Below are 15115 nucleotides of genomic sequence, written 5' to 3' on the forward strand. Positions count from 1 at the left end.
CGCCTAAGACAGTCCTGGCGCCGGTATGAAAACCTGGGGGGGTGGCTGAACGCCGTGCGAATCTTTCCGAGACGACCGCTGCCGGGATGAGCCCCGCCGAATCCTACGCGGCACACCGGCAGCGCAGTGCGCACCCGCAGCTGGCCGATTTCGCGGGTGAACTGTCCTTCGCTCTCGACGCGTTCCAGCGCACCGCATGCCAGGCCCTGGAGTCCGGGCACGGCGTGCTGCTGTGCGCACCGACCGGGGCGGGCAAGACGGTGGTCGGTGAGTTCGCGGTGCATCTGGCGCTGGCCGAGGGACGCAAGTGCTTCTACACCACGCCCATCAAGGCGCTGTCCAACCAGAAGTACGCCGACCTGTGTGAACGCTACGGCAGCGATGCGGTGGGCCTGCTCACCGGGGACACGTCGATCAACGGCGAGGCCCAGGTGGTGGTCATGACCACCGAGGTGCTGCGCAACATGCTCTACGCGGGGTCGAGCAGCCTCGACCTTCTCGGCTATGTCGTCATGGACGAGGTGCACTACCTGGCCGACCGGTTCCGGGGCGCGGTCTGGGAGGAAGTGATCCTGCACCTGCCGGACTACGTGCAGCTGGCGAGCCTGTCGGCGACGGTGAGCAACGCCGAGGAGTTCGGCGAGTGGCTGGTGGAGGTGCGCGGGGACACCACGGTGGTGGTGGACGAGCACCGGCCGGTGCCGCTGTGGCAGCACATGCTCGTCGGGACGCGGATGTTCGACCTCTTCGGCGGCGAGACCGGCGACCGCGAGCTGCAGATCAATCCCAAGCTGCTGCGCCACACACAGGAACTCTCCCGTGTGCACAATCCTGTTGGGCGAGGCCGGGGCGGCCCCCGGGACAAGCGCGGCAAGCCGCGCCCGCCGAAGTTCTTCGCGCCGTCGCGGGTGGAGATGCTCCACGGTCTGAATTCCTCGGGGCTGCTGCCCGCCATCGTGTTCATCTTCAGCCGCGCGGGCTGTGATGCGGCTGTCGCCCAGTGCGTGCGCTCGGGCCTGCGACTGACCACGGAAGAGGAACTCCACGAGATCCGTGAGGTGGTCGAGGAGTACACCAGTACCCTGCCGGAGAACGACCTGGAGGTGCTGGGCTACTGGGAGTGGCGGGAGGCGCTGGAACGCGGGGTGGCGGCACACCACGCGGGGCTGCTGCCCGCCTTCAAGGAGGCCGTGGAAGTACTGTTCGTCCGTGGTCTGGTCAAAGCCGTCTTCGCCACCGAGACGCTCGCCCTGGGCATCAACATGCCCGCCCGCACCGTCGTGCTGGAGCGGCTGGTCAAGTTCAACGGTGAAGCCCATGTCGACCTCAGCCCGGGTGAGTACACGCAACTGACCGGCCGGGCGGGCAGGCGCGGTATCGATGTCGAGGGCCATGCAGTGGTCGTGTGGCGGCCCGGTATGGACCCCAAGCAGGTCGCGGGCCTGGCCTCCACCCGGACCTACCCGCTGCGCTCCTCGTTCAGGCCCGGCTACAACATGGCGGTCAACCTGGTGAACCGGGTGGGAACGCAGCAGGCGCGGGAGTTGCTGGAGCAGTCGTTCGCCCAGTTCCAGGCGGACCGCTCGGTGGTGGGGCTGTCCCGCCGGGTGGAGCGCAACACCGAGGCCCTGGAGGGCTACGCCGAGTCGATGCACTGCCACCTCGGTGACTTCGAGGAGTACTTCCGGTTGCGGCGCCGGATCTCGGACCGGGAGAAGCAGCTGGCCAAGCAGAACAAGGCCGCTCGCCGCGCCGAGGCGGCCAAATCCCTGGAAAAGCTGCGCAAGGGCGATGTGATCGCGATCCCGTCGGGTCGGCGAGCCGGACTCGCGGTGGTCATCGATCCGGGCGTGGAGCCGATGAGTGAACCGCGCCCGCTGGTGGTGACCGAGGATCGGTGGTCCGGGCGGGTCTCGGTCGCCGACTTCACCTCGCCGGTCGAGGCGCTGGACAGGATCAAGCTGCCCAAGCATGTCGATGTGCGGTCTCCGAAGTCCCGCCGTGATCTCGCTTCCTCGGTACGCAACACCGGTGTGAAGCCCCCAAGCGGCCGGGGGAAGCGGCGCTCGGCGGATCCCGGCGACGACGAGGAACTGGCGAGTCTGCGACGAGCCCTGCGCGCGCACCCGTGCCACGGGTGCCACGAGCGCGAGAGCCACGCCCGCTGGGCCGAGCGCTACGAGCGGCTGCACGGCGAGACCGAGAAACTGCGGCGCAGGGTCGCGGCGACGACGCATTCCCTGGCGCGCTCGTTCGACCGGATCATCGCCCTGCTGGCCGAGCGGCAGTACCTGTCCCCGGACGACACCGAGGATCCGGTCACCCAGCACGGGAGGCGACTGTCACGGTTGTACAGCGAGTCGGACCTGCTGGCCGCGGAGTGCCTGCGCACCGGGACCTGGGAGGAGTTGAAGCCCCCCGAACTCGCGGCCGTGGTCTCGTCGCTGGTGTACGAGTCGCGCCGGGAGGGGCCGTTGGCCCCGCACGTGCCGTCGGGTCCGGTCAGCGATGCCTTGACGGCGACGTGGCGGCTGTGGGGTGAGCTGGAGGACGACGAGCGCAGACACAAGCTGGAGCGGACCCGGGAACCGGATCCGGGGTTCGCGTGGCCGGTGTTCCGGTGGGCGCGCGGCGACTCCCTGGAGAAGGTGCTCACCGCCGCCGAGTCGACCGGTCACGAGCTCTCCGCCGGGGACTTCGTCCGCTGGTGCCGCCAAGTGGTGGATCTGCTGGATCAGATCCGGGACGTGGTCGGCCGGAACGATCCCGTGGGCAGCGCGGCCACCAAGGCCGTCACCGCGATTCGCCGCGGGGTTGTCGCGGCGGGCACTGCCTGATCGGTCGGGGCAGCGCGCCCGGCCTGCTGCCTGCGCGGGACGCTGTGGTTGGATCGGGCGCCTGAGCCCGGCCTTCGTCCCGCAGCGCCCGGAGGCGTCCATGAGCGATCCCCACGGCCCACCCGCCGGCCCGCCTCCACGAGGGAGCCCGCCTCCGCAGTGGGGACGGTATTCGTCCCCGCCGGATGCGGCGCCCTACGCGTGGCCCGGCGCACCGCCGTGGACGCAGCCGCAGCCGCCTTACGGGGAGTCGCCCGCCGCCCGGGGGCATCCGGTGCTGCCGCATTCCGCGCTGCCGGGACAGCCGGAGCATGCCGGCTGTGGTCCCCGGCCACCCGGGAGTGCCGAGACGCCGCAGGGCTTTCCGGATCCCGCACGCGAGGGCGGACGCACGAGACGAGGGCCGTGGCTGTTCGGCGGGATCGGCGTCGCCGTCGCCGCTGTGGTGGCGTTTCTCGGGTTCGTGACACCGGGATGGTTTCACCGCAGCGTGTTCGATGCCGCCGCGGTGCAGAAGGGGGTGCAGCGGATCCTGGAGGACGCCTACGGGGTGCGGGGCATCGAGTCGGTCGGCTGTCCCTCGGGGCAGCCGGTGAAGATCGCCCACACGTTCGCCTGCCGGGTGACCGTCGGCGGGCGAGACGAGACGGTCACGATCACGGTCCTCGACGCCGAAGGCACCTATGAGGTCGGTCATCTCCGGTGAGCGGGAGCCGGAAAACGTTCGACCGGCACGATGCCGAACCGGCATCATGTCCCGTTGTGAGCGAGTACAACGTGCGGCCGCTGGCCGAGTCGGAGTTTCGGGACGCCAGCCGTGTCTTTCTCGCCAGCCTGCACCACCCTGCGCCGACCGACGAGCAGTGGCAGCGATCGTCGAGCCGGTACGAGCCCGGGCGGGTCTTCGGCGCCTTCCGCGGCGGCGAGCTGGTGGGTACCACGATGGCGTTGAGCAGTTCGATCGCCGTCCCCGGCGGGGAGGTGTTGCCCGCTTCGGCCGTCACCGGAGTGGGGGTCCGGGCCGACCACACGCGGCGCGGTGTGCTCCGCTCGCTGATGCGCACCCAGCTCGACGACGTGCGCGCCCGGGGTGAGCCGGTGGCGATGCTGCACGCCTCCGAGGCGGTCATCTACGGGCGTTTCGGGTACGGCGAAGGCACACGCACGCGCACGGTGTCGCTGGACACCCACCGCGCGGTGCTGCATGCGCAGGCACCGAGCGGTGGTTCGATCCGGTTGGTCGGCAAGGACGAGGCAGGCAAGCTCCTTCCCGACCTCTACCGGCGGATCGCCTCCTCGCGGCCGGGAACGATCAGCCGCAGCGAGGGGTGGTGGGATTCCCGGCTCGGGGTCCTCAGTGGAGCGCAGATGGTCGTGGCGGTGCACACCGGCGACGACGGGGAGGATGACGGCTTCGCGCTGTACGAGGTCAGCAAGAACGACCACCGCTTCGACGACGGAGTCTGCACGCTGCAGGTCAGTGACCTTCAGAGCGCCGATGCGGTGGCGACCGCGAGTTTGTGGCGGTTCCTGCTCGGCGTGGATCTGGTGGACCGGGTCGTGGCCATCGACAGGCCGGTCGATGAACCGCTGGAATGGTTGCTCACGGACCGCCGCACGTGCCGGGTGAGCAGCATCCAGGACGACTTGTGGCTGCGTCTGGTCGACGTGCCCGCAGCGCTGGCCGCGCGCCGTTACGGCGCGGCCGAACCGGTCGTGATCGAGGTTCGGGACGATTTCCTCCCGGAAAACTCCGGAATCTACCGGATCGGTCCCGAGGGCATGCGTCGCTCGGATGCGCGACCGCAGCTGGGGCTCGGTGTCGACGTGCTCGCCTCACTGTATCTCGGTGATGCCGGTGTCTCCGCGCTCGCCGCGGCCAACCGACTCGAGGTGCACGACCGCTCTGCGGTGGCCGAAGCCGACCGCTTGTTCGCCACGGCCGAAACACCCTGGTGTGGCACGGGTTTCTGAGGCCGCAGGTGACGGCCCTGTCAGCCTGCCAGGGCGGCGAGGAGCCGGTCGACCGATCCGCCCAGGTTCCAGCGCTGCTGCAGCCGTGAGACCCGCTCTGTGTCGGTGGGAGTACGGGGTCGCTCGTCGCCGGCACGGTCCATGGTGACCGGTGCGTCACGGACGACCCGGACGACGGCGGGCGCGGCGGCGAGGTAGTCCCGTGTCTCGACGAGCTTGGCCCGGTTGCGCGGGGTGAGTCGCGTGTCGGCGTTGTCGGCCGCCGCCAGCAGCGCGTCGAGGGAGCCGAACTCGGTGACGAGTTTCGCGGCCGTCTTCTCCCCGATCCCGGCCACGCCGGGAAGGCCGTCGGAAGGGTCGCCGCGCAGCACGGCCATCTCGGCGTAGTCCTCGCCCGCCCGTTCGGGGGAGAGGCCGTAGCGCTCGGCGAGCTCACCCGGGCCGTAATCCTGTGCCTTGGACAGCCCGGCGCCGATGTAGATCACCCGGACCGGAGCGGGCTCGTCACGAACCAGCTGGAACAGGTCCCGGTCTCCGGTGATGACCTCGACGGGGTCGTGCTGCTCCCGTGTGGCGAGGGTGCCGATGACGTCGTCGGCCTCGAATCCCTCCGCCTCGGCGGTGGTGATCCCGAACGCCTCCAGTACTTCCAGGATGATCGGGATCTGCGGGCTCAGCGTGTCCGGGACCTCCTCGGCTTCAGGCTCCTCGACGGCGACCCGATGGGTCTTGTACGAGGGCAGCGCATCGACCCGGAACTGCGGGCGCCAGTCGTTGTCGAGGCAGGCCACGAGCCGATCCGGATGCCGCTCGCCGACGAGTTTGGCGAGCATGTCGCAGAATCCGCGCACCGCGTTGACCGGCGTGCCGTCCGGCGCGGTCAGTGACTCCGGCAGGGCGTAGTACGAGCGGAACCAGAGTCCGGCGGCGTCGATCAGCATGAGGCGGCCTGTCACGATCATCCACCTTGCCACGGCCGGGCCGGCACCGCCGCAGCGGTGCCGAGAACGCTCAGCCGAGCATTTCGCGCGCACGCTGCCGGGCTTGGTCCGGTCCCGCGGCGGGAAGGGCCGCCTGCGCGGCTTCCCGGTACTTCGCCAGGGGGTGTGCTGCCAAGGTACCTCCGACCGCGGGCAGCGCACTCGTGGACACGGAAAGGCTGGTGGCGCCGAGGCCGAGCAGTACTCCCGCGAGGAGCGGATCCGCCGCGGCCTCGCCGCAGACACCGACGGGCTTGCCGTGCTCCCGGCCCGCGCGCCCGAGGACGTCGACGAGTCGGAGCAGGGCGGGCTGCCACGGGTCGTTGAGTCCGGCGGTCGCTCCGAGCATACGGTCGGCGGCGAAAGCGTATTGGGCCAGGTCGTTGGTACCGATGCTGACGAAGTCGACTGCATCGAGAATCTCGTGTGCGCACAGAGCCGCTGCGGGAATCTCGATCATGGCCCCTGCTTGGCGAATCCCCGCGGCTCGGGCACGTGCGGCGAACCACGATGCTTCCTCGGCCGTGGCGACCATGGGAGCCATGACCGACACCGCGGTTCCCGTGTCCGCGGCCGCTGCGGCGACGGCCTCGAGTTGGCGATCCACGATCCCGGGCCGGTCGAAGGCGACGCGGAGCCCGCGCACGCCGAGAGCGGGATTCGGTTCGGCTGCTGCATCCAGGAACGGCAGGGGTTTGTCCGCTCCGGCGTCGAGGGTGCGCACGACCACGGGTTTTCCGGCGAAGGGGGACATCACTTCGGCGTAGGCGCTGCGTTGGTCTGCCACATCGGGTTCCTCGTTGGCGGCGAGGTAGCAGAACTCCGTTCGGAAAAGACCCACTCCCGGCGCTCCGGACCGTTGTGCGGCCCGCGCCTCCGCTCCGGAACCGATATTGGCCAGGATGGTGACGGGATGACCGTCGGCCGTGTGGCAGGCACCGTCCCACTCGTGGTCATCGGTGGTCACGGCCGTTTCGATGCGTATCGGGTGTTCGGTGAGTTCCACGGTGCCGGTGTCACCGTCCACGGTGATCCCCCCGGCCTGGTGAGCGAGCACGTCACGCACCGCCACGACCGCCGGAATCCCCAGGGATCGGGCGAGGATGGCGGTGTGGCTGGTCGGTCCGCCCTCCTCGGTGACCAGAGCGAGGACCAGTGCGGGGTCGAGTCCCGCGGTATCGGCCGGGGAGAGATCCCGTGCCACCAGCACTCCGGGGCAGGTCATCTCCGGTAGCCCCGGTGGTTCGACACCGAGCAGTGCGGCGACGATCCGATCTCGGACGTCCTGGATATCACGTGCCCGCGCGGCCAGGTATTCCCCGGCGCCTGCGAGCATCCCCGCGAACTCGTCGGCCGTCTCGTACACGGCTCGTTCCGCAGGCAGCAGCCGCTCGGTCACCAATTTCTCGGCCCTGGACAGCAGTGCCGGGTCTGCTGCCATGGCCGCTGTCGCTTCGAGCACCGACCGGGCGGAATCTTCCGCCGCGGTCGCACGTGACGCCAACCGGTCGGCCACCAGCTGTGCGGCGGGCCGGATGCGCTCGGCTTCCGCACGCGGATCCGGTGGTGTCGGATGCGACCCGGGTTCCTCCAGCGATTCGGCGACCCGGACGACCGGTCCGGATGCGCGGCCGGAACTGACGCCGACACCGCGCAGCCCCGTTTCGTTCGCAGCCGTTCCACTTGCCGGGGACAGGTCGCGCAGGCACATGTGTTTCTCCTCGGGGGTTCTCGCATTGCCGAAGCCTTGACAATATGGCAACAGGAGACAGAATCAGGCAACACCAAACACAGACCGGAGGAAAACGGGCATGTATGGGGCGGAGCGCCGACAGCTGCTGGCGCAGCGGGCGCGGTCCGACGGGCGCATCGATGTCATGGCCGCGTCGGCGGAATTCGAGGTGGCGCCGGAGACGATCCGCCGCGATCTCGGCGCGCTGGAGCGCCGGGGTCTGGTGCGCCGCGTCTACGGTGGGGCCATTCCGGTCGATCGGCTCGATTTCGAGCCCGGTGTGTCCCAGCGGGACAGGACCAGTGCCTCGGAGAAGGAACGGATCGCCCGGGCAGCGTTCGGCCTGTTGCCGAGCCGGGGGACGGTGCTGCTGGACGCGGGCACGACCACGGCCCGGCTGGCAGGCCTGTTCCACGGTGATCATGAGCTGACGGTCGTGACGAACGCCTTGTCGGTGGCCAACCAGCTCGCTCCTCGCGGGAACTGCAACCTGCACATGCTCGGAGGGCGCATCCGGGCAACGACGTTGGCCTCGGTCGAGTCGTGGGCACTGGACGTGCTGGCCGGGCTGACGATCGATGTGGGTTTCTTCGGAACCAACGGATTCTCGGTGACCGGTGGATGTACGACCCCGGACACCGCGGAAGCGGCGGTCAAGGCCGCCATGGTCCGCGCCTGCCGTCGCCGGGTGCTGCTGGCCGACCACCGGAAGTACGGCGATGACCGGTTCAGCAGGTTCGCGAAGCTCTCCGAGATCGATGTGGTGGTGACCGACAGTGATCTGGACGAGGTGGCAGTGGCCGAGCTGAACGAGGCCGAGATCGAAGTGGTGCTCGCATGATCGTCACAGTGACCCCGAACCCGAGTCTGGACCGCACCGTGTTGATCGGAGAGCTGAGGCGAGGCGCAGTACACCGCGCCGAGGAGGTACGTCTCGATCCGGGAGGAAAGGGTGTGAACGTGGCGCGGACGCTGGTGGCAGCGGACCGGCCGACCACATGCGTCCTGCCCACCGGTGGGACCGAGGGGACCTGCTTGGCCGAGTTGCTGGCGCCCGAGGCCGTACCGGTGGTGGAGGTGCCCGTCGGCACGGCCACCCGCAGCAATGTGACGCTGGTCGAATCCGACGGGACGACCACCAAGCTCAACGAGCCGGGCAACGCGCTCTCCGGTGCGGAGATCGCAGCGCTCGAAGAGCGGACCGCCGAGCTTGCGACACGGGCCGACTGGGTGGTGGCGTGCGGGAGCCTTCCGGCGGGATGCCCCGAGGACCTGTACGGCCGTCTCGTGCGCGCCGCGTGCGCAGCGGGAGCCCGGGTCGCCGTGGACACCTCGGGGCCGCCCCTGAGGGAGGCGTGCCGAGCGCGGGCGGACCTCGTCACGCCCAATCTGGCGGAACTGTCCGAACTGGCCGAACGCCCCCTGGATCGGCTCGGTGATGTCGTCGACGTCGCTGGCTCGGTGCAGCGCGAGGGCGTATCCACGGTCCTGGTCAGCCTCGGTGCGGACGGGGCCCTGCTGGTGGAGGGCGACAGCGCGTGGCACGCCACCGGTGCGACTGCGCTGGTACGCAGCACGGTCGGTGCCGGTGATGCCCTGCTCGCGGGATTCCTGATCGCGGGTGCCCGGGGGCCCGCGGCGCTGCGCCACGCCGTCGCCTACGGCTCCGCCGCAGTCCAGCTGCCGGGCAGCCGGATGCCCACCCCGGATGACCTGAATTTCGAGCCGGTACGTGTCGTCGACGTCGACGAGTCCCTGACCCTGAACGGAACCGCAGCATGAACATTGAACTGACCCACTCCGACCTCATCGACCTGGATCTTCGGGCCACCGACCGGCGCACGGCGGTGCGCTCCCTGGCGCAGCGTCTCGTGGCGAGCGGGCGCGTCACCGATCTGGAGCAGTTCCTCACCGACGTGGAATCCCGCGAGCAACAGATGGCCACCGGGATGGCAGGCGGCATCGGCATCCCGCACTGCCGGTCGTCGGCGGTGACCACGCCGACGCTGGCGTTCGGGCGCAGCGCCGTGGGCATCGACTTCGGCGCCGACGACGGCCCGGCCACCCTGATCTTTCTCATCGCCGCTCCCGAGGGTGGCGACTCCGATCACATGGCGGTGCTCGCCGCGCTGGCGCGACGTCTGGTCCGCGCCGAGTTCAAGCGAACACTGCTGGAAGCGGCCGATCCTGCGGCGGTTGCCGAATACGTGCGCGAGGAGGTCAAGCCGTGAAGTTCGTCGCCGTCACCGCATGCCCCACGGGCATCGCACACACCTACATGGCCGCCGAGGCACTCGAACAGGCCGCGACAGCCGCGGGTGACGAGATCGTGGTGGAGACGCAGGGGTCGGCGGGCTCTACCACGCTGTCCACAGCGGACATCGAGGAGGCTGATGCCGTGGTACTGGCCGCCGATGTCGGAGTGCAGGACCGCGGCCGGTTCGCGAACAAGCCCGTCGTGGAAGCCACCGTCAAGCAGGCCGTCAACGATGCTGCCGGACTGATCGAACAGGCCAGGGGCGCCGCGGGCAGCGAGCCGGAGGCCACTGCCGCGGCGCAGCCGGTACCCCCCGAGCCGGCAGGCAGGACCGCTGCGGGCTCCGGGATGGCGGGCAGGTTGCGGCAATGGTTGATGACCGGTGTCAGCTACGTGATCCCGTTCGTCGCAGCGGGTGGCCTGCTCATCGCTCTGAGTTTCGCACTCGGCGGTTATCGGATCACCGAAGCCCCCGATGTCACCGAGTACTTCGACCCCGCGAGTCTGCTGAGCTGGGCGGCACTGGCCAACCAGATTGGCTCGGCCGCGTTCGAGTTCCTCGTGCCGGTCCTCGCGGGTTTCATCGCCTTCGCGATGGCCGACCGGCCCGCGCTCGCTCCGGGGTTCGTGGGCGGTGCGGCCGCCGTGGCCGTCGAAGCCGGGTTCCTCGGCGGGCTCGTCGCCGGTCTGCTGGCGGGCGCTGTCGTGGCGGCTCTGCAGCGGATCAGGGTCCCGCGTGCGGTCGCGGGAATCATGCCCGTGGTCGTTCTGCCTCTTCTCGGGTCGCTCGTTGTCGGTGCACTGATGTTCGTCCTGCTGGGCAAACCGATCGCCGCTGCCATGTCGACCCTGACGGGCTGGCTCAACGGGCTTACCGGAGCCGGTGCCCTGCTGCTCGGCGCGTTGCTCGGCGGCATGATCGCCTTCGACATGGGCGGTCCCGTGAACAAGGTCGCCTACACCTTCGCCGTGGGCGGGTTGAGCACGGGAAGCGAGACCGCGCTGGAGATCATGGCCGCCGTGATGGGGGCGGGCATGGTGCCGCCCCTGGCTCTGGCCCTGGCCGCCACCGTGCGCAGCAAGCTGTTCGGTCCGGCCGAGCAGGAAAGTGCCCGGCCGGCATGGCTGCTCGGTGCCTCGTTCATCACCGAAGGCGCGATCCCGTTCGCCGCTGCCGACCCGTTGCGGGTCATCCCCGCCATGGTCACCGGCTCGGCCACCACTGGCGCCCTGTCGATGATGTTCGGGGCCACACTCCGTGCGCCGCACGGGGGCCTGTTCGTGCTGCCACTGGTGGGGCAGCCGCTGCTGTACATGCTCGCCATCGCGGTGGGTGTCGTGGTCGCTGCTGTGGCCGTGATGCTCGCCAAGCAGATCGGCCGCGCACCAGCCACAGCCGAGTCGGCGCCGTCCGAGGCCGCAGTCGCCGCTTGAGACCGTACTCGTCGTATCAGGAGGAGATCGCCATGCCGTGCCGCCGCGTCACCGTCGCCGCCCGCGTCGGTATCCATGCCCGGCCTGCCACGTTGCTGTCGCAGTTCGCGGGTGCGCAGGAAGCCCGCGTCAGCATCGCCAAGGTCGAGAACGGGGTTGCGGGTGAGCCCGTCGACGCCGCCAGCGTTCTCGGTCTGATGACTCTCGGTGCCGAGCACGGCGACGAGGTGGAGGTCTGCGCCGACGGACCGGGTGAGCAGGACGCTCTGGAACAGCTCGCAGGGCTGCTGGAGCGCGATGTGGACAGCGACCCCGCGGCCTGAGCGCCCGCTGTCCCGAACCGGTGTCCGAGCCCTGGCGGGCAGGGAGGAGTAGACATGCAGCACTCGCGGGAGCCAGAACCGGCGGAGTACCACCCGAGGCCGCACGGCGGCCCAGCGCCGGTCGGGCGCCGGAGCTTCCTGGCGGGCACCGGCGCCCTTTTCGGACTCGGATGGGGACTGCGGCCGGGTCCGGCCGTTTCGCGGGCTTCCGCGGCCGCCTCGGCGACACCGCAATGGCGACCCTCGGTGCATTTCACACCCCACCAGAACTGGATGAACGACCCGAACGGGCTGGTGTACCACGAGGGTGAGTACCACCTGTTCTTCCAGCACAACCCGAAGGGAATCGAGCACGCCAACCTGAGCTGGGGCCACGCTGTCAGCACCGACCTGGTCGAGTGGCGAGAGCTCGCGGTGGCGCTCGAACCCGACGAGCTCGGCGAGATCTACTCCGGCAGCGCTGTGGTGGATCACGACGACACCAGCGGATTCTTCGGAGGTGGCTCCGGGATCGTCGCGTTCTACACCAGCGCCGGCGAGGCCCAGCAGCAGAGCATCGCCTACAGCCGCGACAACGGTCGTACCTGGACCAAGCACGCGGGCAATCCGGTGATCGCCAACCCCGGCATCGAGGATTTCCGTGACCCCAAGGTCATCCGGCACGCTGCGAGTGGCACGTGGGTGCTGATGCTGGCCGCAGGCGATCACATCCGCTTCTACAGCTCGACCGATCTGGTGAACTGGCGCCACGTCAGCAACTTCGGCGCCGAGCGTGGCGCGCACGGCGGCGTCTGGGAGTGCCCCGACCTGTTCGAGCTGCCCGTCGACGGCGACTCCGACCGCACCCGGTGGGTGCTCATCGTCAGCATCAACCCCGGTGGCCCGGCGGGCGGCTCGGGAACCCAGTACTTCCCGGGGGACTTCGACGGCACGACGTTCACCGCGGACAACGCCGCCGACGAGGTCCTGTGGGTCGATCGCGGTGCGGACTTCTACGCCGTGCAGTCGTGGTCGAACATCCCCGATGCGGACGGTCGCCGGCTTTGGGTGGGTTGGATGAGCAACTGGAACTACGCCAAGAAGGTCCCCACCCACCCGTGGCGCGGTGCCATGACCACACCGCGCCAGGTCGGTCTGACAGCCACCGGGTCCGGTGTCCGGCTAGCCCAGCACCCCGTCGACGAGCTTGACGGGGTGCGCACCCGGCCGCGGCGGTGGAGCGGTGTGGTCTCCGGTCGTGGCAGCGCCCCGGAATACTTCGGAACCGCGCTCGACATCGTGGCCGAATTCCTGCTGGATCCGGCGGCGCCGGAGCAGGCCGCGACCTTCGGGTTCGACGTGTTCGCCGGGGACCGGCAGCGCACCCGCATCGGGTACGACGCCGTGTCCGGGGAGCTGTTCGTCGACCGGGTGCGTTCCGGCAGCACACCGGTCAGTGCCGACTTCCCGGCCCGGCACACCGCCTCCCTGGGCCCGGACGGCAACGCGGTGCGGATGCGGGTCCTGCTCGACCGCTGCTGTGTCGAGGTGTTCGGCGGAAGCGGTCACACGGTGCTGAGTGACCTGGTCTTTCCGGATGCTGAAGGCGATCGCGTACGTCCTTTCGCCGTCGGTGGTCGGGTGCGGCTGGAGTCGCTGGAGGTCTACGACCTCGACGGCCGGTGAGTCGGCCGGCGGAAACCACCAAGGAGTCTTGGCCAAGATTTCTTGGTGGTTTATCGTGCTCGCATGGTGCGACACCGGGAACACGAACTCGACGCGCGGAGCCTGCGCGGCTTGGCGCACCCGCTGCGGGTACGCCTGCTGGGGCTGCTGCGCAGCGATGGCCCGGCCACGGCCACCCGGCTCGCCGAGCGGGTGGGTGAGCGCTCGGGCACCACGAGCTGGCACCTGCGGCAGCTGGCCGAGCACGGCTTCATCGAGCAGGACACCGAGCGCGGCAACCGGCGCGAGCGCTGGTGGCGGGCGGTGCAGGACAGCACGAGGGTGCGGACCGAGAAGTTCACCGGCGACCCGGACACGCAGGAACCGCTCACCGTCCTGCTGCACGAGTTCGTCACCCAGCACTACCGCCAGAGCGCCGAATTCGTCGCCAGTGTGGGGGAGTGGTCGCCGGAGTGGGTCAAGGCCTCCGACGTCTCCGACTGGTTGTTGTCGTTGAGCGCCGCCGAGCTGGAGCGGCTCACCGCGGAGGTCGCCGAGCTGGTCGAACGCTACCGGCGCGAGCCCTCCGAGGGTGACGAGCAGATCTCCGTGCAGCTCCAGGCGTTCCCCCGGCGCGGGCTGAGCGCATGAGCGGGCGACGGCGCACACCTCTGGTGTTGCTGTGGGTCTCGCACGGCTGTGCGGCCACCGCGAGCACGGCCACGTTCGTCGCCATCCCCTGGTTCGTGCTGATGACCACGGGCAGCGCCACGCGGGTCGGGGTGGTCACCGCCGCCGAACTCGTGGGACTCGTCGCCGTGTCCCTGGTGACCGGTCCGCTCGTGGATCGGGTCGGCGCGCGCCGGACGGTGCTCGTCTCCGACGTGGCGGGGGCGGCCTCCGTGGTGAGCATCCCGATGTTGCACATCACGGCCGGATTGGCCTTCTGGCAGCTCATCGCCCTGTCCGCCGTCCTGGGAGCGAGTCGCGAACCGGGACACACTGCCCGGCGCATGATGGTCCCCGAGCTGATCGCCCACAGTGGCGTGCCGATGGAGCGCGGCGCGGGAGGGATGGATGCCGCCAAGCGGGCAGGGGAGATGCTCGGGGCGCCGCTGGCCGGGGTCGCTCTGGCGCTGGTCGACGCGCCCGGGGTGCTCGTCGGCAACGCGGGACTGTTCCTGCTCGCAGCCGGCCTGACTCTCCTCGGGGTGCCGCGCACGGCCGTCAGGAGCCCCGAGAGCTCCACCCGGACGTCGCAGTACTTCTGTGAGATCGCCGAAGGGCTGCGGTACCTGCGCCGGGACCGGCTGATCGCGGCGATTCTGGCGATGCTGCTGATCACGAACATGCTGGACGTGGCGGCCTTCGCGGTGCTGTTCCCGTCCTACGCCGATCAGGTTCTGCACAGCCCGGTGGCACTCGGCGCGATCGTCGGCGTCTTCGGCGGATCCGCCCTGGTCGGAAACATCGTCTTCACCTGGGTCGGACACCGCGCGGGATCGCGGCGCCACCTGTTCACGGCCTCGATGGTGATCGGAACGACGTCACCACATGTGGCCATGGCGCTCGAATCCGGACTGGTGACCGTGCTGATCGTCGTCGCGATCGCGGGATTGGCGGCGAGCACGGTCAACCCGGTGCTCGCGGTGGTCACCTACGAGCGGATTCCCGCGGAGCTGCGCGGCCGGGTGCTGAGCATGACCACGGTGGTGGCGCAGGGCGGTACACCACTGGGCGTGCTGATCGGCGGGATTCTCGTCGACGGGGTGGGCCTGCTCCCCACACTGTGGATGGTCGTGGCGAGCTACCTGACGGCTCTCTCGGCTCCGCTGCTGTTCCCCGTCTGGGCTCAGATGGACGATCCGGGTACCACCCGGCCTCGAGATGCGGCTGTGGAAAGCGCTGCATGACCGCTTTCGACCGCCACTGCC

13 protein-coding genes are annotated in these 15115 nt (G+C 69.8%); 11 read left to right on the plus strand and 2 right to left on the minus strand.

Translation table 11 applies throughout. The features are described 5' to 3' along the window. Positions 1–86: 86 nt before the first annotated feature. The 3 genes from DFQ14_RS16430 (at position 87) to DFQ14_RS16440 (ending at position 4811) form a co-directional block, all read left to right on the plus strand. On the plus strand, positions 87–2837 hold the full coding sequence (locus DFQ14_RS16430; protein WP_114454173.1) for a DEAD/DEAH box helicase: 2751 nt from the start codon (positions 87–89) through the stop codon (positions 2835–2837). A gap of 100 nt (positions 2838–2937) precedes the next feature. Next, positions 2938–3543: a DUF4333 domain-containing protein gene (locus DFQ14_RS16435; protein ID WP_114454174.1), complete on the plus strand. Its 606-nt coding sequence runs from the start codon at positions 2938–2940 to the stop codon at positions 3541–3543. Between the two features lie 56 nt (positions 3544–3599). Continuing rightward, positions 3600–4811 (plus strand): GNAT family N-acetyltransferase, encoded by a 1212-nt coding sequence (locus DFQ14_RS16440; protein WP_114454175.1) that lies wholly within the window; start codon positions 3600–3602, stop codon positions 4809–4811. A 20-nt stretch (positions 4812–4831) separates the two neighbouring features. On the opposite strand, the gene DFQ14_RS16445 is transcribed toward DFQ14_RS16440, so the two are convergent. Continuing rightward, positions 4832–5773, minus strand: coding sequence for a 5'-3' exonuclease (locus DFQ14_RS16445; RefSeq protein WP_420810184.1), 942 nt, complete (start codon positions 5771–5773; stop codon positions 4832–4834). A 49-nt stretch (positions 5774–5822) separates the two neighbouring features. Continuing rightward, positions 5823–7502 (minus strand): putative PEP-binding protein, encoded by a 1680-nt coding sequence (locus tag DFQ14_RS16450; RefSeq protein WP_114454176.1) that lies wholly within the window; start codon positions 7500–7502, stop codon positions 5823–5825. A gap of 100 nt (positions 7503–7602) precedes the next feature. Here DFQ14_RS16450 and DFQ14_RS16455 point away from each other — a divergent pair, with 100 nt between their 5' ends. From DFQ14_RS16455 to DFQ14_RS16490, 8 genes are all read left to right on the plus strand, one after another. Further along, entirely contained in the window at positions 7603–8364 is a 762-nt protein-coding gene (locus DFQ14_RS16455) for a DeoR/GlpR family DNA-binding transcription regulator (RefSeq protein ID WP_114454177.1), read from the plus strand. Continuing rightward, positions 8361–9305 carry a 1-phosphofructokinase gene (pfkB, locus tag DFQ14_RS16460; RefSeq protein WP_114454178.1) on the plus strand — a complete coding sequence of 315 codons (945 nt, stop codon included), beginning with the start codon at positions 8361–8363 and terminating at the stop codon, positions 9303–9305. The genes DFQ14_RS16455 and pfkB overlap by 4 nt, the downstream gene beginning before the upstream one ends. After that, positions 9302–9754 carry a PTS sugar transporter subunit IIA gene (locus tag DFQ14_RS16465; protein WP_114454179.1) on the plus strand — a complete coding sequence of 151 codons (453 nt, stop codon included), beginning with the start codon at positions 9302–9304 and terminating at the stop codon, positions 9752–9754. Before pfkB ends, DFQ14_RS16465 begins: the two co-directional genes overlap by 4 nt. Then, on the plus strand, positions 9751–11214 hold the full coding sequence (locus DFQ14_RS16470; protein WP_114454180.1) for a PTS fructose transporter subunit IIC: 1464 nt from the start codon (positions 9751–9753) through the stop codon (positions 11212–11214). The genes DFQ14_RS16465 and DFQ14_RS16470 overlap by 4 nt, the downstream gene beginning before the upstream one ends. Before the next feature lie 32 nt (positions 11215–11246). Further along, a complete protein-coding gene (locus DFQ14_RS16475) occupies positions 11247–11537 on the plus strand; it encodes an HPr family phosphocarrier protein (protein WP_114454181.1) in 291 nt (96 codons plus the stop codon). 54 nt (positions 11538–11591) lie between these two features. Continuing rightward, positions 11592–13202 (plus strand): glycoside hydrolase family 32 protein, encoded by a 1611-nt coding sequence (locus DFQ14_RS16480; protein ID WP_114454182.1) that lies wholly within the window; start codon positions 11592–11594, stop codon positions 13200–13202. 63 nt (positions 13203–13265) lie between these two features. After that, complete coding sequence (locus DFQ14_RS16485; RefSeq protein ID WP_114454183.1) at positions 13266–13832, plus strand: winged helix-turn-helix domain-containing protein; 567 nt, start codon at positions 13266–13268, stop codon at positions 13830–13832. Then, entirely contained in the window at positions 13829–15094 is a 1266-nt protein-coding gene (locus tag DFQ14_RS16490) for an MFS transporter (RefSeq protein WP_114454184.1), read from the plus strand. Before DFQ14_RS16485 ends, DFQ14_RS16490 begins: the two co-directional genes overlap by 4 nt. The last annotated feature ends 21 nt before the right edge of the window (positions 15095–15115 follow it).

The organism is Halopolyspora algeriensis, from assembly GCF_003337235.1.
Lineage (GTDB): Bacteria > Actinomycetota > Actinomycetes > Mycobacteriales > Pseudonocardiaceae > Haloactinomyces > Haloactinomyces algeriensis.

Coding starts and splice junctions, on each gene's coding strand:
- DFQ14_RS16445 (WP_420810184.1), bottom strand. CDS start 5,773: ATGATCGTGACAGGCCGCCTCATGCTGATCGACGCCGCCGGACTCTGG.
- DFQ14_RS16455 (WP_114454177.1), top strand. CDS start 7,603: ATGTATGGGGCGGAGCGCCGACAGCTGCTGGCGCAGCGGGCGCGGTCC.
- pfkB (WP_114454178.1), top strand. CDS start 8,361: ATGATCGTCACAGTGACCCCGAACCCGAGTCTGGACCGCACCGTGTTG.
- DFQ14_RS16465 (WP_114454179.1), top strand. CDS start 9,302: ATGAACATTGAACTGACCCACTCCGACCTCATCGACCTGGATCTTCGG.
- DFQ14_RS16430 (WP_114454173.1), top strand. CDS start 87: ATGAGCCCCGCCGAATCCTACGCGGCACACCGGCAGCGCAGTGCGCAC.
- DFQ14_RS16475 (WP_114454181.1), top strand. CDS start 11,247: ATGCCGTGCCGCCGCGTCACCGTCGCCGCCCGCGTCGGTATCCATGCC.
- DFQ14_RS16485 (WP_114454183.1), top strand. CDS start 13,266: ATGGTGCGACACCGGGAACACGAACTCGACGCGCGGAGCCTGCGCGGC.
- DFQ14_RS16435 (WP_114454174.1), top strand. CDS start 2,938: ATGAGCGATCCCCACGGCCCACCCGCCGGCCCGCCTCCACGAGGGAGC.
- DFQ14_RS16490 (WP_114454184.1), top strand. CDS start 13,829: ATGAGCGGGCGACGGCGCACACCTCTGGTGTTGCTGTGGGTCTCGCAC.
- DFQ14_RS16480 (WP_114454182.1), top strand. CDS start 11,592: ATGCAGCACTCGCGGGAGCCAGAACCGGCGGAGTACCACCCGAGGCCG.
- DFQ14_RS16450 (WP_114454176.1), bottom strand. CDS start 7,502: ATGTGCCTGCGCGACCTGTCCCCGGCAAGTGGAACGGCTGCGAACGAA.